The organism is Amycolatopsis sp. NPDC114503 (genome assembly GCF_055633655.1).
In genome coordinates this window covers 998195-1014162 of record NZ_JBVKDT010000002.1, presented here as the reverse complement: position 1 = coordinate 1014162, position 15968 = coordinate 998195, and the positions used below count along the sequence as shown (strand labels likewise).

14 protein-coding genes are annotated in these 15968 nt (G+C 69.7%); 4 read left to right on the top strand and 10 right to left on the bottom strand.

Translation table 11 applies throughout. The features are described 5' to 3' along the window. Positions 1 to 46 precede the first annotated feature (46 nt). Positions 47 to 853, bottom strand: coding sequence for an ABC transporter ATP-binding protein (locus ACZ7OI_RS12475; protein ID WP_470264265.1), 807 nt, complete (start codon positions 851 to 853; stop codon positions 47 to 49). Further along, entirely contained in the window at positions 850 to 1521 is a 672-nt protein-coding gene (locus tag ACZ7OI_RS12470; protein WP_470264264.1) for a FadR/GntR family transcriptional regulator, read from the bottom strand. The genes ACZ7OI_RS12475 and ACZ7OI_RS12470 overlap by 4 nt, the downstream gene beginning before the upstream one ends. A 188-nt stretch (positions 1522 to 1709) precedes the next feature. Here ACZ7OI_RS12470 and ACZ7OI_RS12465 point away from each other — a divergent pair, with 188 nt between their 5' ends. Next, complete coding sequence (locus ACZ7OI_RS12465) at positions 1710 to 3326, top strand: choice-of-anchor A family protein (RefSeq protein ID WP_470264263.1); 1617 nt, start codon at positions 1710 to 1712, stop codon at positions 3324 to 3326. Between the two features lie 64 nt (positions 3327 to 3390). Here the strand turns inward: ACZ7OI_RS12465 and ACZ7OI_RS12460 are convergent, their stop codons facing one another. Together ACZ7OI_RS12460 and ACZ7OI_RS12455 are read right to left on the bottom strand one after the other, a co-directional pair. After that, complete coding sequence (locus ACZ7OI_RS12460; RefSeq protein ID WP_470264262.1) at positions 3391 to 4593, bottom strand: FAD-dependent oxidoreductase; 1203 nt, start codon at positions 4591 to 4593, stop codon at positions 3391 to 3393. A gap of 96 nt (positions 4594 to 4689) precedes the next feature. Next, positions 4690 to 5295, bottom strand: a complete 606-nt coding sequence (locus tag ACZ7OI_RS12455; protein ID WP_470264261.1) for a TetR/AcrR family transcriptional regulator C-terminal domain-containing protein — start codon at positions 5293 to 5295, stop codon at positions 4690 to 4692. A gap of 59 nt (positions 5296 to 5354) precedes the next feature. On the opposite strand from ACZ7OI_RS12455, the gene ACZ7OI_RS12450 reads away from it, so the two are divergent. Then, a complete protein-coding gene (locus tag ACZ7OI_RS12450; protein ID WP_470264260.1) occupies positions 5355 to 6770 on the top strand; it encodes an FAD-dependent monooxygenase in 1416 nt (471 codons plus the stop codon). Here ACZ7OI_RS12450 and ACZ7OI_RS12445 read toward each other — a convergent pair. The 3 genes from ACZ7OI_RS12445 to ACZ7OI_RS12435 are packed head-to-tail and all read right to left on the bottom strand — an operon-like array spanning position 6767 to position 10734. Then, positions 6767 to 8860 carry an iron ABC transporter permease gene (locus tag ACZ7OI_RS12445; protein WP_470264259.1) on the bottom strand — a complete coding sequence of 698 codons (2094 nt, stop codon included), beginning with the start codon at positions 8858 to 8860 and terminating at the stop codon, positions 6767 to 6769. The two genes, ACZ7OI_RS12450 and ACZ7OI_RS12445, sit on opposite strands and share 4 nt — an antisense overlap. A gap of 4 nt (positions 8861 to 8864) precedes the next feature. Further along, positions 8865 to 9875 carry an ABC transporter substrate-binding protein gene (locus tag ACZ7OI_RS12440; protein WP_470264258.1) on the bottom strand — a complete coding sequence of 337 codons (1011 nt, stop codon included), beginning with the start codon at positions 9873 to 9875 and terminating at the stop codon, positions 8865 to 8867. 28 nt (positions 9876 to 9903) lie between these two features. Further along, positions 9904 to 10734: an ABC transporter ATP-binding protein gene (locus ACZ7OI_RS12435; RefSeq protein WP_470264257.1), complete on the bottom strand. Its 831-nt coding sequence runs from the start codon at positions 10732 to 10734 to the stop codon at positions 9904 to 9906. Between the two features lie 188 nt (positions 10735 to 10922). Here ACZ7OI_RS12435 and ACZ7OI_RS12430 point away from each other — a divergent pair, with 188 nt between their 5' ends. Both ACZ7OI_RS12430 and ACZ7OI_RS12425 read left to right on the top strand, forming a co-directional pair. Next, positions 10923 to 12272, top strand: coding sequence for an aminotransferase class I/II-fold pyridoxal phosphate-dependent enzyme (locus ACZ7OI_RS12430; RefSeq protein ID WP_470264256.1), 1350 nt, complete (start codon positions 10923 to 10925; stop codon positions 12270 to 12272). After that, positions 12272 to 12964 (top strand): GNAT family N-acetyltransferase, encoded by a 693-nt coding sequence (locus ACZ7OI_RS12425; RefSeq protein ID WP_470264255.1) that lies wholly within the window; start codon positions 12272 to 12274, stop codon positions 12962 to 12964. The genes ACZ7OI_RS12430 and ACZ7OI_RS12425 overlap by 1 nt, the downstream gene beginning before the upstream one ends. Before the next feature lie 136 nt (positions 12965 to 13100). On the opposite strand, the gene ACZ7OI_RS12420 is transcribed toward ACZ7OI_RS12425, so the two are convergent. Genes ACZ7OI_RS12420 through ACZ7OI_RS12410 form a run of 3 tightly spaced genes read right to left on the bottom strand, consistent with a single transcriptional unit; the run spans position 13101 to position 15843 of the window. Further along, the gene (locus tag ACZ7OI_RS12420; RefSeq protein ID WP_470264254.1) at positions 13101 to 14090 is read right to left on the bottom strand and encodes a transporter substrate-binding domain-containing protein; all 990 of its coding nucleotides are present in this window, start codon (positions 14088 to 14090) and stop codon (positions 13101 to 13103) included. Continuing rightward, positions 14087 to 14872, bottom strand: a complete 786-nt coding sequence (locus ACZ7OI_RS12415; protein ID WP_470264253.1) for an amino acid ABC transporter ATP-binding protein — start codon at positions 14870 to 14872, stop codon at positions 14087 to 14089. Before ACZ7OI_RS12415 ends, ACZ7OI_RS12420 begins: the two co-directional genes overlap by 4 nt. Next, a complete protein-coding gene (locus ACZ7OI_RS12410) occupies positions 14869 to 15843 on the bottom strand; it encodes an amino acid ABC transporter permease (protein ID WP_470264252.1) in 975 nt (324 codons plus the stop codon). The genes ACZ7OI_RS12415 and ACZ7OI_RS12410 overlap by 4 nt, the downstream gene beginning before the upstream one ends. Positions 15844 to 15968 lie beyond the last annotated feature (125 nt).

The following is a 15968-nucleotide window of genomic DNA, read 5'->3' as shown; positions in this document are numbered from 1 at the left end:
GGGAATCAGATTCCCTCAAGGAGCCCTTCACGGACAGCGGCCCGCGTCAGGCGACTTCGGTGGACCGGGTGCGGGCGGCGCGGGCGCTCCACCGCCCGTCGTGCCGGTCCACGCGGATCGGATGGCCGAACGCCCGGCTGATGCTGGCCGTGGTCACCGCCTGGTCGATCGGCCCGGACGACACCGCCGAACCGTCCGCGATCAGGAGCGCGTGCGTCGTCGTTTCCGGCAGCTCCTCCAGATGATGGGTGACCACGATGGAGGCGAGCCGGGGATGGGTCCGGGTGAGCAGGTCGATCGTTTCGAGCAGCTGCTCGCGAGCCGCGACGTCCAGGCCGGTGGACGGTTCGTCGAGCAGCAGCAGCCGGGGGTCGCTGATCAGCGCACGGGCGATCAGGGCGCGGCCGCGTTCGCCTTGGGACAGCGTCGGCCAGCGTTCGCCGGTCTTGCCATCGAGGCCTAGCAAGCCGATGAGTTCGTCGGCCTGCTCGAGTTGCGCGGGGGTGGGCTGCCAGCGCGGCGGCGTGTCGATGCTTCCGGTGATGCCGGTCAGCACGACTTCCCGGATGGTGAGCGGCGAACGCAGCGGATGCCGCGGGTCGACGTGCCCGATGCTGCGGCGCAGCGCCTGCAGTTCGACCCGGCCGAGCCGTCCGCCGAGGACGTCGACGGTGCCGGTGGTCGGATGCGTGACGGCGCCGCAGAAACCGAGGATCGTGCTCTTGCCCGCGCCGTTCGGGCCGAGCAGCGCCCAGTGTTCGCCCGCCCGCACGGTCAGGTTCACGCCGTGCAGGATTTCCTTGCCCTGCCTGCGGAACACGACGTCGGTCAGCCGCAGCACGACCTCGCTCACGAAAGCGCCTCCTTCAAAGCGGTCAGGTGCGCCCGGCTCAGTTCCGCGGCGGCGGACGCGTCTTTGTCCGCGATCGCGTCGACGAGCGCCAGATGCGCGGCTTGGTCCTCTTCGGGCGCGGTGATCGGCCGGGCGCGCAGCATGTCGGTCATCGCGCGGTGGACGCGCGGCACGAAGCTGTCGAACAACTCGATCAGCACGTCGTTGTGCGCGGCGACGAGCACCGTGCGGTGAAATGCGGTGTCGGTGTCCACCAGGAATTCGACGTCCGGGTCGCCGAGCGCGCGGGCGGCGAGCGCTCGGCGGATCGCGCGCAGGTCGGTCGGCGTCCGCCGGTGCGCGGCGAGAGCGGCGGCTTCCGCTTCGATGGCGATGCGCGCCTCGATCACCGCGCCGATGGTGGCGCGGCGCAGCACCGCGTCCCAATCCTCGGCGATGTCCAGCGAGGTCACGAAAACGCCGGATCCCTGGCGGGAATCGAGCACGCCTTTGCCCGCCAATTCGCGGATCGCTTCGCGCAGCGTCGACCGGCCGACGCCCAGTTGCGCGGCCAAAGTCGTTTCCCCGGGCAATTTGTGGCCGAGCGGCCATTCGCCGGCGCGAATGCGTCCCAGAAGGACTTCCGCGGCCTGCGCGGCGAGCGGGTGCCGGTGCACGAGAGGGGGCATCAGGAGGGCTTTCTGATCGGGCGGGGCTGCGGGATCGAGGCTACTGGGGGACATTCTTCCGGCGGGGCGTCGAGTGTGGAGCGTCACTAGTCTACTTGTCTGAGGAGTAGGCGATTTTCTGACCCGTTCGGGTGGGTTACGGTGTTTCGATTGCCGGATTTCGCCCGCGCCGGGTAAGGATCGGCCGCATGCGTGCCAGGAAAATGGCCGTCGTCGGCGGAGCTCTCGCCGCGGCGGTGTGTGCGGTGGCGTTCGTGGCCGGTCCGGGCGCGAGCGCCGCTCCGTTGCCCGGGGGCTTGGGGCCGTGCGTCGGCGACGCCTGCCCGGGCAAGTACCCGCCGGTCAACAACGGGTCGTTCGCGGGACGGGACAACGGCATCAACGTCTTCGCCGGCGGCGATTTCCTCGTGCGCGAAGGCGCGGCCGAGGCCGAGGGCCGGGTCGTCGTGCTCGGCGGTTTCGACATGGCGAAGCGGGCAGGCGCGTCCTCCATCTACAACGTCGGCATCGTGGGCGTCGGCTCGCGGGTGCCCCCGCCGGACGGAGGCGACTTCCTGACCACCGGCAAGGACGTGACCATCGCGCCGAACCAGCGGCTGCTCGCCGAGGGCGGCGTCGTGCGGTACGGCGGCACCGTCACCGGAACCGTGGTCGGCACGCTGAAGCAGGACCCGAACGCGGCGGACCAGTACAAGCAGCTCCGGCCGCAGCTGCAGGAGGCCAGCACCTGCTACGGCAAGTCGGCGGCGACCGGGACGGCGAAGAACGAGGGCTACCGCACGCTGTTCACCGGAGACGGGAAGTCCGCGCTGCAGGTGTTCAACGTCGACTTCGACCTCACCGGCCCCGGCGGCGGCATGCAGGGACTGGAGTTCGCCGGCATCCCGGCGGGCGCGACGGTGCTGGTGAACCTCGTCGGCGGCAACCGGGCGATCAACACCTACACCGGCGACCTCGCCGACCAGGACCCGATCAACCGCCTGCGCGAGAAGCTGCTGTGGAACTTCCCGGACGCGTCGAAGGTGAAGATCGCCGGACAGGCGCAGTTCCAGGGCAGCGTGCTGGTCGGCAACCCGTCCAGCGACACGGCGGTCACCGCGTCGGGCACCAACGGCCGGTTCTTCACGGCGGGCAATCTGCTGCACACGTCCGAGGGCGCGGCGGGCGGGCAGGAGTTCCACGCCTATCCGTTCACCGGGGATCTGCCGGATTGCACTGCTCCGACGACGACGCCTACTACTCCGACCAGCACGACGTCCACGTCCAGCACGACGACCAGCACCACGACGTCGAGCACCGAGCCGACCAGCTCGACCACCACCAGCACGTCGAGCACTGAGCCGACGCCGAGCACCACGTCGAGTTCCTCCACGACGTCGACCACGACGACTGAGCCGACCAGCACCATGTCGTCCAGCACCACGTCGTCCAGCACGACCTCGTCGAGCGCCACCTCGTCCACGAGCTCGACGACCTCCAGTTCCACGGCGCCGACCGGCCCGTCGGAGACGTCGTCCTCGACCGCGCCGACGTCGTCCAGCGCGACGTCCTCGAGTTCGCAGCCGACATCCTCGGCCAGCAGCACGAGCCCGACGACGTCCAGCTCGTCCTCGGAGGCTCCGGCCCCGATCACGACCACGAGCGACAACTCCGGCGGCGTGGCCCCCGGAACCGGCCCGTCGGACCAGGGTCCGCTCGCCTCGACCGGCGCGGACATCCGCGGCTACCTGATCGGCGGCGGCGCGCTGCTGCTCATCGGCGGCGCACTGGTGGCGGCAGTGGCGGTTCGCCGCAAGCGCTCCTGACGTAGGCCGTGAAGGGGTCTTTGAGGGAATCTGATTCCCTCAAAGACCCCTTCACGGCGTTCGGCTACCGGGCGGCAGGCGTGCGTGAGGCGCGGTACTCGGCGGCCCGAGCCTCATAAGCGCGGAGTTCTTCCTCCCGATCCGGCACGTCCTGCGAAGCGTCGGCCGGTCGGTCGGCGAAGAAGCCGCGCAACGCCTCGTTCGCGTCAGCGGCGAGCTGGCCGGTGCGGGCGAACATCGCCGTCTCGTAGCGGGTCAACGCGGCTTCGACGGTCGGCTCCTCGTGCAGCGCGTGCGCCAATTCCGCACCGTCGAGCAGCGCCAGGTTCGCGCCGTGTCCGCCGAACGGGGCCATCGCGTGTGCGGCGTCCCCGAGCACGGTGATGCCCGGAACCCGTTCCCACGTCAGGGGAGCGGGCAGCGCGGTGAACGCGCGCGCCACGTAGTCGCCGTCGTTGTCGGTCAGCAGCGGACGCACCGTCGAGCCCCAGTCGCGGAATTCGCGGAGCAGGAACTCCCGCACTGAGTTGCGGTCAGCGAGGTCGACGCCTTCCCTCTCAGCCCAATCTTCTTCGGCGCGGAAGGCCACGTAGCCGCGGATCACTCCGTTGCTGTTGCGCTGCACGATCACCGCCCGGCCCGCGCCGTCGGCGGTGAACAGCTGTCCGTTGCCGACCAAGGCCGCGATCTCCGGGTGGCGGGTTTCGACGTCGTCGAACCGGACGTCCAAAAAGGACACTCCGAGGTAGTTCGGCATCGCGTCGGTGAGGCGGCGACGCACCTTTGACCACGTGCCGTCCGCGCCGATCACCACGTCGGCGTCCACAGTGGAGCCATTGGCGAATTTCAGGCGGTGGACGCCGTTTTCGGTCGTCAGGTCGGTGAGTTTGTGTCCCCAGTGGACGGTCCCGGCCGCGAGCTGTTCGTACAGCATGACGCGCAGCTGGCCGCGGTCGATTTCCGGGGCGGCGGTGTCGTCGTCGGCGGGCTTGAATTCCTTCAGCAGGGTGCCGTGGTGGTCGCGTCTGGTCATGGCTTGGCCTTCGACGCGGGCCAGTGCGTGGAAGGCGGGCAGCAGCCCGGCGTCTTCCAGTGCGATCTGCCCGCTGTCGGCGTGCAGGTCGAGCGTGCCGCCGGGATCGCGTGAATCCACGGCGGTGTCGGCGTCGAACACAGTTGCGGCGAGGCCGTGCCGGTGCAGGACGTGCGCGGCGAGCAGCCCGCCCGGGCCGCCGCCGACGATCGCGATGCGCGGTGTCTCTTTCATGGTTTCCCCTCTCGTGCCGGTGTGGTCTGACACCCAGCATAAGTGGAACCATGCAAAAAGTGCAACCGTACAACTTAGTGAGCCATTACACCCCTGCTAAGGCTGCTTAGCCTCGAGTCCGGCGAGCACGATGCCGAGGGCGTATTCGAAGCTGTCCCCGACAGTGCTCCCGGCCGCCTGCCGTTCCCGCAAACCCTCCGCCATCAGCGGAAACGGGATGGTCTCGATGGTCGCGTCCAGGTCGTCCGGCCAGGTCTGGTCCTCGACGGCGCGGCCGAGGATGAAATGCACGTACACCCCGGCGCACCGGGTCGCGTCGGCGAGCGGGAACCCGGCGCGGTGCAGCACGTCCACCGCTCGCTCGGCGAATTCGCCCAGCGAGCGGGCGATCCGGAGGTCTGCTCCGAGTGCGATGCGGGCGCCGTCTCGATGGCCGAGGAGGGCGGCGTGCAGGGCGATGCCCGCTTGCTTCAGCCACGACAGCCATGGGGCGTCGAGTGGCGGGAGATCGTTCAGGGCTGGGGTGACGAGAGCGTCGGCGAGGTGGTCGAGGAGGACTCGTTTGCTGCTGAAGTGCCAGTACAGCGCGGGTGCTTTGACGTCGAGTTCGGCGGCGAGGCGGCGCACGGTCAGCTTGTCGAGGCCGTCGGCGTCGACAAGGGCGAGTGCGGTCCGGACCGCGGCGGGGATCTCGATCGGCAAGGCGGTTGCCTCCTTAACTAGTTCAGGGCAGTCTAGTCTTTAACAAGTTAAGGAGAGTCATGGACGCAGATGTGGTGATAGTCGGGGCCGGTCCGGTCGGCCTGTTCCTCGCCGCCGAACTCCGGCTCGGCGGCATCCGGCCGCTGGTGGCGGAGCGGCTCGCGCGGCCCGCGACGGAACAAAAGGCGCGCGGCATCGGCGTGCTCGCGACGGAGGCGCTGACCCGGCGAGGGCTCGGGCCGCAGCTGGCCGCGGCGCACGAGGAGGGGATGCGCGATTTCGCCCGCGACCACGGCAGTTCGCTCGGCCACTTCGCGAACATCCACAAACTCCTGCCGGACGAGGACCGCCCGCGTACGCACATCTGGCAGCCGGAGCTGGAGCGGCTGCTCGCCGGACACGCGGACGCGCTCGGCGTCCCCGTGCGGCGGGCGCATCGGGTGACCGCGATCGAGTCCGATGTAGACGGAGTGACGGCGATTGTCGAGACGCCGCAAGGAGAAAAGAGGATCACTGCGGCTTACCTGGTCGGGTGCGACGGCGGCCGGGGGAAGGTCCGAAGCCTCGGCGGATTCGGGTTTCCGGGCACGCCGCCGTTGTTGCGGACGCTCGCGGGCCAGGTCCGGTTCGACGGGCCGGTGCCGCCCGGCGGACGGTACCCCGACGGGACGTTCATGCACGGCGGAAGCATGGCTGGCGTCACCGAGTTCGCCCGCGACGGCGAACCCGACGGTCCGGTGACTCCGGCGGAGCTGGCGGCGGCGATCCGGAGGGTGACCGGCGAGGACGTCACCGTGACGGAAGTGCGCGATTCCCGTCGGTTCGCCGACCAAGCGCGCCAGGCGGACGACTATCGTCGCGGACGGATTCTCCTTGCGGGCGACGCCGCGCACGTCCATTCGCCGAGCGGCGGGCAAGGGCTCAACCTCGGTCTGCTGGACGCGGCGAACCTCGGCTGGAAGCTGGCTGCGGTCGTGCGCGGAGAAATGCCGGAGACGTTGCTGGACAGCTACTTCCGCGAACGCGGCCCGGCCGGCGCGGCAGTGCTGCGCAATACGCGGGCGCAGTCGGCGTTGCTCGCGCCGGGACCACATGTCGACGCGTTACGAGAGATCGTCGCCGAGCTGATGGATCTGCCGCAGGCGAACCGGTACTTCTCGGAACTGCTGTCCGGAGTGACGGAGCGGTACGAATTCCCTTACCCCGCTGAGGAACCTGTCGGGCGGCACAGTCCGGAAAGGTCCCTTGTGGACGATGACGGCCGGGTCACGCGGCTGTCGGACCACACCCGCACGGGGCGGGGCGTGCTGGTGCTCGATCCGGAGAGCCGCGAGCTCGCCGCGCTGGCGGCAAAGCGGGTCGAGGTGGTGCCGGTGACGAACACCGGATCGTTCCTGCTGCGTCCGGACGGGGCCATTGCCTGGGCTGGGGGAGAAGCCGAGTTGAAGATCGCGCTGGACACTTGGTTCGGCTAGGCGTTCGCGCGGCTCCGCCACAGCAGCCAGCCGAAATACGGCGCCCCGATGAGCGCGGTCACCAAGCCCGCCGCGATCTGGGTCGGCGCGAGGACTGTGCGTCCCACTGTGTCCGCGACGCACACCAGCACCGCACCCAGCGCGGCGGCCACCGGCAGCGAGCGTGAATGCCGGGAACCCACCAGCGCCCGCGCGGCGTGCGGGGCGACGAGGCCCACGAAACCCAGCGCGCCCACGGCACACGCAGCGGCGGCGGTGAGCACCGCGGCGAGTGCGGCGAACGCGAGGCGGGACCGGTCCAGCGGGACGCCGAGCACGCGCGGCACGTCCTCGTCGAGCGAGACCAGATCGAGCGTCCGCGCGCTGGACAGCGCGATCGGCAGTGCGATGACCAGGCACAACAGCACCGGCAGGACCTGGCCGAGCTCCCGGCCGTAGGTCGATCCGGCGAGCCAGGTGAGCGCGAGGTGCGCGTTCCACGGCGAGGTCAGCACCACGACGAGCGTCGTGATCGCCTGCGCGCCCGCGCTGACGCCGATGCCGACCAGCACCAGCCGGTCCGACGACAGCCCCCGGCCGCCCGAACCGCGCCCGGTGGCGAGCCAGTGCACGAGGGCGAACGTCGCGAACGCGGCGACGGTCGCCGCTCCCATCATCGGCCAGATTCCGATGCCGGGCACTAGAAGCACGACGCTGATCGCGCCGACGCTCGCGCCGGGCGTCACGCCGAGCAGGCTCGGTTCGGCCAGCGGATTGCGGCAGATCGCCTGCACCAGCGACCCCGCGACGGCCAGCGCCGCCCCGCCGAGCAGCGCGGCGAGCATCCGCGGCCAGCGCAGGTCGAGCGCGAACGACACCTCGGTGCCGGACACCCCGCGCAGCCAGTTCAGGACGTCGCCGAGCAGCACGATCCGGTCGCCGAGCAGGAGCGCGGCGATCACCGCGCCGACGAGCGCGATCGCCAGCACGACGCCGGTCCCGGCGACCCAGCGGCGGGAGCGGACGGTGCCGTGCGTCCCGCGCGCGGACGGTGTTCCGGACGGCTGCCGTCGCGCCAGCCAGACCAGCACGGTCGCGCCGGCGAGGGTCGTCACGACGCCGGTCGGCACCGAAACCGCTTTGTCGGCCGGGACGAGAGCGCGCAGCAGGACGTCGGCGGCCACGACGACCAGCGCTCCGGTCAGCCCGGCGAGCGGCAGCAACACCGGATGTTTGCCGAGTCCGGGTACTCGGTTGGCGAGTAACCGCGCGATGACCGGCGCGCACAGGCCGACGAATCCGATCGGCCCGGCGACGGTTACCGCCACAGCCGAAAGCAGCACCGCCACGATGACGGCGAAAGTGCGCGTGCGACGCACGTCGATGCCCAACACGCGTGCGTGGTCGTCGCCGAGGCTGAGGACGTCGAGCCGGTGCGCGAGCAGGAGCGTGGCCAGGATGCCGATCGCGATCACCGGTGCGGCAAGGGAAACCTGCCGCAGTCCGGATTGGACAGTCGTGCCGCTGCCCCAGCCGTACAGTCCGGCGGTCCGCTCCTGGAACAACATCAGCAGCACGGAGGTGAGCGCGGTCAGCGCAAGCGCGATCGCGGACCCGGCGAGCACGAGCCGGGCCGCTCCGCCGCTGCTGCTGCGAGCGACGAGCAACACCAGCCCAGCAGCCGCGAGGCCGCCGATGAAAGCGACGATTCCGTTGACGTAGAAGGGAAGCGAGATCCCGAAAGCCGCGACGCCGACCACCGAAACATAAGCACCGGCGTTGACCGCGAGCGTGTCCGGCGAGGTGAGCGGGTTTCGCGCCACCGACTGCAGCACGCAGCCCGCGAACCCGAGTGCCAGCCCCACCAGCAGCGCCGCGGCCAGCCGGGGGAGCCGGCTGGCCACGAGCACTGCCACCGCCTGGCTGCGCGCGTCGTCGTCCGTGCCAGGGAAAACTGCGCGCAGAAGTTCGCCGAGCCCGACGTGCGACGTGCCTTGCAGCAGGTGCACGGCGGACAGGACGAGCAGCGCGACGATTCCGCTGAGGAAGACGACGGACGCCGTGAGCCTCGGTACGCGCGGCCGGGCGGGTGCGGGGGCTGGTGCGGTCATCGGATCAGCGCGTCAGGGCGCCGGTGAGCGCGTCCACGTAGGCGATCGCCGACTTCGGGCCGCCGAACATCCAGATGCCGTCCGGAATCCGGTGCAGCTTCCCGGCCTTGACGAACGGCAGCTGCTTCCACACGGCGTTGCCCGCGAGTTCCTGGGTGAACACGTCGGATTCGGCGGCGTTGGCGGCGTAGACGAAGGACGTGGCCGGATCGGTGATCTTGGTCAGGCCTTCGACGTCGGTCGGGGCGAGGCCGTAGACCTTGTCGCCCTCGCCGGTCCACTGGTTCGCGGCGCCGAGCTGATCGGCGATGCTGCCGAGGAACGAGCCCTTCGTGTACATCCGGACGGTGACCGTGCCGGAGGTCGAGTAGCCGTCGGTCATGACGAACTTGGCCCCGGTTTTGCCCGCGTCGGCCAGCTTCTTCTTGCCCTCGGAGACCTTGGCGTCGAATTCGGCGAGCAGCTTGCGGCCCTGCTCCTGCGTTCCGGTCGCCTCGGACAGCGTGGTGACGGTCTTGCGCAGATAGCCGATCGGGTCGGCCGAATCCGAGCCGCGCAGCGTGAGCACCTTCGTCTGCTTCGAGAGCTGCGCGATCACGTTTTCCGGCAGGTCCGTGGTGGTGACCACGAGATCCGGGTGCAGCGCGGCGATCGCGTCGAGGCTCGGCTCGCCTCGGGTGCCGACGTCCGGAGTGGACGCGGCGAGCGGCATCACCTTGTCGTAAGTGTTGTAGCCCTTGACGTCCGCCGCGCCGATCGGCTTCACGCCCAGCGCCAGCAGGTTCTCGGTGAGGCCCCATTCCAGCGACACGATCTTGGCGGCAGGCGCGGGCAGGTCGACCTTGCCGCGTTCGTCGGTCAGCTGGACCGGGCCGGACGGCTTCGCGGCGGCGGGCGCGTCCCCGGCGGCGGGGGCCTCGGTGGTGCCGCACGCGGCGAGCGCGAATGTGGCGAGGACGGCCGCGGCGGTCGTCAGGACCGTTCTGCGGGCAGGGCGAGAGAACACAGCGGACACGGGGTTTTCCTTTGAACTCGGGGATGGGTCAAGCTGAGCGGACCGGCCGCGGCCGGGAGGTGTGCCGTCCGACCGGGCGCGTGCGGACGTGCCCCTCGTCGTCGACGTGGACGTCGATGCGCAGGCCGTAGACGTCGCTGAGCGCCTCGGCGGTCAGCACGTCGGCCGGGCGGCCGGTCGCGCGGACGGAGCCGCGGCACAGCAGCACCACCTCGTCGGCGACGGCGGCGGCCTGGTCGAGGTCGTGCAGCACGACGCCGACCGCGACGCCGTGCTCGTCGGCGAGGTCGCGGACGAGATCCAGCGTTTCGATCTGGTAGCGCAGGTCGAGGAAGGTGGTCGGCTCGTCGAGCAGGACGACGCCGGTGTCCTGGGCGAAGCAGGTCGCCAGCCAGACGCGCTGCAGTTCGCCGCCGGACAGTTCGTCCACCGGGCGCTCGGCCATTCCGTCGACGCCGGTGTGCCGCATGGCCCGCTCGACCAGCTCCGGTCCCTCCGGATCGCCGGAGCCGAAGCGGCCGCGGTACGGATGGCGGCCGTAGGACACGACGTCGCGCACGCGCACGCCGCCGGGCGTGGGGCGCGACTGGGTCAGCAGCGTGACGTGGCGGGCGAATTCCTTGGGGGACAAGGCGAGCGCGTCTCGTCCGGCCAGGGTGACGTCGCCCGCGGTCAGCGGGTGCAGCCGGGCGAGCGAGCGCAGCAGGGTCGACTTGCCGGAGCCGTTCGGCCCGACCAGGACGGTGACCGCGCCCGCGCGCAGGACGATCTCGGCGTCCTGGACCACCGGCTTTCCGCCGTAGCCGAGCGCGAGCCCGGCGCCGGCGAGCGCCGGTGCTTCCGGCCAGGAGTGACTCATGAAGGTTAGCCTAACCTGATCGAGTGATATTCCGAAACCGGACACCGCGGCGGTGTCGGACGTCACGGGCGTTTTGTACCGGGCGGGCCCGCCAGGATGTGAAACGCCTTTGCCGCGTGCCGTTGCCGCTCTAGCTTCTGATCGGGTCAGAGGTTTTCGGATTTCCGGGTGACGAGGGGAGCCGGTGCGTGGCCACGGGCGAACTCGCGACGACGACGCTGCCGGTCGGGGCAGGCTGGCTCGGGTCCCGCATCGGCGAGCGCACCGCGCGGGGCGTGGCCGGCACGGTGTCCGGCCTGATCCGCGAAGGGGAGGTGCCTCCCGGCACGAGGCTGCCCACCGTGCGGGCGCTGGCCGCCGAGCTTTCGGTGAGCCCCACGACGATCGCCGAGGCGTGGTCGCAGCTGCGCGCGGCCGGGTTGATCGGCACGGGACGGCGGCGCGGCACGATAGTGCTGGAACCGCCGTCGAGCCCCCCGCCGGAGCGCGCGTTTTCCGGCTGGCAGACGGTCGATCTGGAACACGGCCTGCCGGATCCGGGACTGCTGCCGCCGCTGGAGGACGCCGTCGCGGCGGGTGTCCACACGGAACGGTTCGGCGGCCCGGTCAAGAACTCGATCACGCCGCAATTGCGTGCCGCGGTGAAGCCGACATGGCCCTTCGCCGCCGAATCGTGGACCGTCGCGGCCGGCGGGCAGGACGGGATGATGCTGGCCTGCCAGGCGGTCGCGCGGCCGGGCGACGTGATCGCGCTCGAAGCTCCGACCGCGCCGTGGCTGCGCGAATTGCTGCGCCGGTCGCGGATCCATGTGGTGCCGGTGCGGTGCGACGAGAACGGGCCGCTGCCGTCCTCGCTGGCGGCGGCGTTGGAACATCGGCCTGTCGCGTTCGTCTATCAGCCGCGCGCGCAGTCGCCGCTCGGGCACTCGGTTCCGGCGGACCGTCTCGCGGAACTCGCCGCCGTACTGTCCGAAGAGGACATCACGGTGATCGAGGACGACGATTTCGGGCCGTTGGCTTCGGCTCCTTCGCTGAGCCTCGGCACGAACTTGCCCGGTCGGGTGTTGCTGGTGCGGTCGTATTGCACGGCGTTCGGGCTTGAATTGCGCAGCTGCGTGATCGGCGGGTCGGCGGTGCTGGTGGAGCGAGTGCGGCAGCAGCGCGGGCCGGGGTCGGTGTGGTCGAGCCGGATTCTTCAGGACGCGCAGGCGTTTTTGCTGACAGACCCCGGCAGCGCGGAACTGCTGAACCGGGCTCGGCACCGGTACGCGCAGCGGCGGTCGGCGTTGACGGAAGCGTTGCGGGAGCACGGGATTTCGGTGCGGGCACGGGACGGGTTGACGTTGTGGGTGCCGGTTCCGGAGGAGTCGCGGACGTTGATGGCCCTGGCGGCTAATGGGGTTTCCGCGGGGTCGGGTACTCGCGCGGGCAATCCGGGGACGCCGCATATCCGGATAGCGACCGGGCAGTTGCCGGATGATCCGGCGTTGGTGGCCGACTTGGCGCGGATGATCGCCCGGGCCGCTCGGCGGGCTTGATGTCTGTTTTGGACAATGCCGCGTGGGCGTCTCTGACTGGCCCGCACGCCGGGTTCGCGGAGCGGGTCGGGCAAGCCGTGCGCTACCCGGTCGATGTTTCGGTGTTTCTGGCGGTGCCTGACGAGCCCTCCGCGGGAGTGTGGGACGACATCGCCACGCTCGCCGGACCGGGTGCGGTGGTGCCGGTTCTTCCGCAGGCGGGGTCGCCTCCGCCGGACTGGGAGCTGCTGGAGAAGATGGCCGGGGTCCAGTTGGTGGACGCCGGGGTCGAGGCCGCGCCCGACCCGGAGGCGGTCCGGCTGACCGTGGCTGATGTGCCGGAGATGCTGGATCTGGTCGCTCGGACGAAACCTGGTCCGTTTTTGCCGCGGACTGTGCTGCTCGGGACTTATCTCGGCATTCGTCGCAACGGTGCGCTCGTCGCGATGGCGGGGGAGCGGTTGCACCCGCCGGGATGGACGGAGATCAGCGCGGTGTGCACGGATCCGGATTATCGCGACCGGGGCCTCGCCGGGCGGCTGGTGCGTGCGGTGGCCGCGGGGATCCGGGACCGGGGAGAGACGCCGTTCATGCACGCGGCGGCGGCGAATGTGAATGCGATCCGGCGGTATGAGGGGATGGGGTTTCGGTTGCGGCGGAGGAATTCGTTCGGCCGGGTGCGAATTCCGGAGGGCTGGCGGGCGGCGGCTTGAATCAGCTTTCGATTCCTGCTCGGCGCAGGTCCAGCATCGTCTCGGAGAACGCGGCCAGGTCCCGCGAATCGATGACGGGGGCGAGCCCCTCGCCCCGTGTGGCAGGCCTCCGGCGGGCCGGAGACCTGCCAGGCGTTCAGGAATCGCTCAACGGCAGGCCCGGCGGATTGACCTCCGCCTTCTTCACCGCTTCGTTCTCCAACCCGTACGCGGCAAGCCATTTCGCGTACTGGCCGTGCTGGATCAGGTAATCGATCGCGGCAGCCACCGGCTTCACGAGGCCGTTGTCCTTTTTGGTCGTAGCGGCGATCAGCCCCTGCAGCGTGGCCCCAGCGCCGGAGTACGTGCCCGCGCTGCGGGTCGGGTTCGGAGTCTTCGCGGTCTGCGCGGCGTGGTAGGCGATGCCCGGGTTCGGTGCGAAGTACGCGTCGATCCGGCCGGACGCCAGTGCCAGATAAGTACTGTTCTTGTCCGCGAAATTGCGCACGTCGAGTTTCTTGCCCTCGGCGGTCAGCTTCCGCTGCCATTCCTTGAGGATTTTCTCCTGGTTGGTCCCGCTGTCGACGGCGACGGTCTTCCCTGCGAGGCCCTCGTAATTTCCGTCGAAGGTCCACGTGTTCGCGCGGTTCGTCTCGAAGCCGAGGTTGTCCTCGCGGTAGGCGGCGAAGTCGAAGCCTTGCTGTTTGCGCTGTTCAGTCACCGTGATGTTCGAGAATCCGGCGTCGAACTGGCCGCTTTGCAGGCGTACGAACAGGTTTTGCCAGGAAGCGTTCTGGACGTCCGGCTCCAGTCCGAGCACTGCGGCGACGAGACGGCCGAGGTCCGGTTCGGCTCCGGTGAGCGTGCGCTGATCGGTGCCGACGTAGGCCAGCGGCGGGAATCCGGACGGCAGCGCGCCGATGCCGATCGTCAGCTTGCCCTTGTCCAGAAACTTCTTCGGCAGTTGCGCGCGAATCTCGGCGACGACGGGCACGGTCAGCGAAACCGGGTGCGCGTCCGCGGTGTTCGCGGCCACGGCGACGGTCTGCGAACCGTTCGCGCTGGTCGACGCCTGAGTGTTGCTGCCGCACGCGCCGGCGAGCAGTGCGACTGCGGCGAGGACGGGCAGGATCGTGCGGGTTTTCATGCGTGCTCCGGGGTTTCGAGGCGGGCGACCTTCCCGAGGAAGGCTCGGGTCCGGTCGTGGCGGGGACGGTCGAGGACGGCCGACGGCGGTCCTTTTTCGATGACGCGGCCGTCGTCGAGGAAGACGACGTGGTCGGCGATCTCGCGGGCGAATCCGATCTCGTGCGTCACCACGATCATCGTCGTGCCGGAGCGGGCGAGTTCGCGGATCACGGCCAGCACTTCGCCGACGAGTTCCGGATCGAGTGCGGACGTCGGTTCGTCGAGCAGGATCAGCTGCGGTTCGAGCGCGAGCGCCCTCGCGATGGCGACCCGTTGCTGCTGTCCGCCGGACAGTTGCCGCGGGTATGCCCTTTCCTTGTCCTCGAGACCCACGCGGGCAAGCAATTCCTTCGCCCGCGTTTCCGCGTCGGCGCGCGCGAGCCGCTGTGTGACGATCGGCGCTTCCACGATGTTGTCGAGGATCGTGAGATGCGGAAAGAGATTGAAATTCTGGAACACAAACCCGATCCGGGACCGCTGGCGCAGAATCGCGCGCTCGCTCAGTTCCTTGAACCGGTCGCCGTGCACGCGCACGCCGACGAGTTCGCCGTCGATGCTGACGTAGCCGCTGTCAAGGCGTTCCAGATGGTTGATCGTCCGTAACAAGGTCGATTTCCCGGAACCGGACGGCCCCAGCACCACAGTCACTTTCCCGCCGGGCGCGGTGAGGTCGGTCTCGTCGAGCACCCGGATTCCGTCGTACGTCTTGACCGCGCTTCGAACGCGGACCTCGGCGCTCATCGGGCCACCCCCAGCGTGCGCAACCGGGCGCGGAACCGCTGGAACGGCGTCGGCGGGACGGTGCGCAGCGCGCCACGGGAGAAGAAGCGTTCCACGTAATACTGGATCACCGACAGGACGCTGGTGAGAATGATGTACCAGACCGTGCCGACGAGCAGCAGCGGAATGATCTGCCCGCTGTTGGTGCTGGCCTGGGTTTCGACCACGCCGAACAGTTCCAGCAGCGACGTGATGTAGACGACCGAAGTGCCTTTGAGCAGGCCGATCAGCTGGTTCGCGTAGGCTGGCACGATCGCGCGGGTGGCCTGCGGCAGGATGATCCGCCGGTATTGCCGGGATCGCGGAAGCCCCAGCGCGGCCGCCGCTTCGAGCTGGCCTTGGTCCACCGAAAGCACGCCGGCACGAACGATTTCCGCCGCGTACGCGGCCTCGTTCAAGCTCAGGCCCAGCACTGCGACGACGAAGAAACTCAGCACGTCGGTGGCGCTGAAGCTGAAAAACGACGGGCCGAACGGGATGCCGAGGCTGAGCGTGCTGTACAGCGCGGTCACGTTGGCGAGGAACAGCAGCAGCACGATCAGCGGAATCGAACGGAAGATCCACACATAGGCCCACGAAACCGCTTGGAGCAGCGGGTTTTTCGACAGCCGCAGCAACGCGAGCACGACGCCGCCGACGAGCCCGAACACCGCGGCGAGGCCGGTCAGCTCAAGGGTGAGCAACAGCCCGTCGAGGATGACCGGACGGAAAAACCAATAGCCGAAGACGTCCCACTGGAACACCGGATTGGTGATCAGGGCGTGCGCCAGTTGGGCGAGCAGAACGAGTACGACCGCCGCAGCGACCCATCGGCCGGGACGGCGCAACGGGGCGACTTTCTTCGCGGCCAGTTCGCGCAGCAGCGCTTCACCGGGCGGTTCGGGACCAGCGGACGGCGCCGGCACGGCGCGCAGCGTCGGAGGAGAACTCACAGTGGCTCCTGGGGATCGCGGAGAGGGCGATCGCCACTGTGACCCGCCGAGTTCCCGGCTGTCGAGTGTCCTCTTGGGACTCCCACATGGTGAGCGCGGTGGTACGGAAGGGGTTTTTGTACCGC

Excerpts from the sequence above, each read along its gene's own strand:
- ACZ7OI_RS12470 (WP_470264264.1), bottom strand. The coding sequence starts at position 1,521 with ATGCCCCCTCTCGTGCACCGGCACCCGCTCGCCGCGCAGGCCGCGGAA.
- ACZ7OI_RS12465 (WP_470264263.1), top strand. The coding sequence starts at position 1,710 with ATGCGTGCCAGGAAAATGGCCGTCGTCGGCGGAGCTCTCGCCGCGGCG.
- ACZ7OI_RS12460 (WP_470264262.1), bottom strand. The coding sequence starts at position 4,593 with ATGAAAGAGACACCGCGCATCGCGATCGTCGGCGGCGGCCCGGGCGGG.
- ACZ7OI_RS12450 (WP_470264260.1), top strand. The coding sequence starts at position 5,355 with ATGGACGCAGATGTGGTGATAGTCGGGGCCGGTCCGGTCGGCCTGTTC.
- ACZ7OI_RS12445 (WP_470264259.1), bottom strand. The coding sequence starts at position 8,860 with ATGACCGCACCAGCCCCCGCACCCGCCCGGCCGCGCGTACCGAGGCTC.
- ACZ7OI_RS12435 (WP_470264257.1), bottom strand. The coding sequence starts at position 10,734 with ATGAGTCACTCCTGGCCGGAAGCACCGGCGCTCGCCGGCGCCGGGCTC.
- ACZ7OI_RS12425 (WP_470264255.1), top strand. The coding sequence starts at position 12,272 with ATGTCTGTTTTGGACAATGCCGCGTGGGCGTCTCTGACTGGCCCGCAC.
- ACZ7OI_RS12420 (WP_470264254.1), bottom strand. The coding sequence starts at position 14,090 with ATGAAAACCCGCACGATCCTGCCCGTCCTCGCCGCAGTCGCACTGCTC.
- ACZ7OI_RS12415 (WP_470264253.1), bottom strand. The coding sequence starts at position 14,872 with ATGAGCGCCGAGGTCCGCGTTCGAAGCGCGGTCAAGACGTACGACGGA.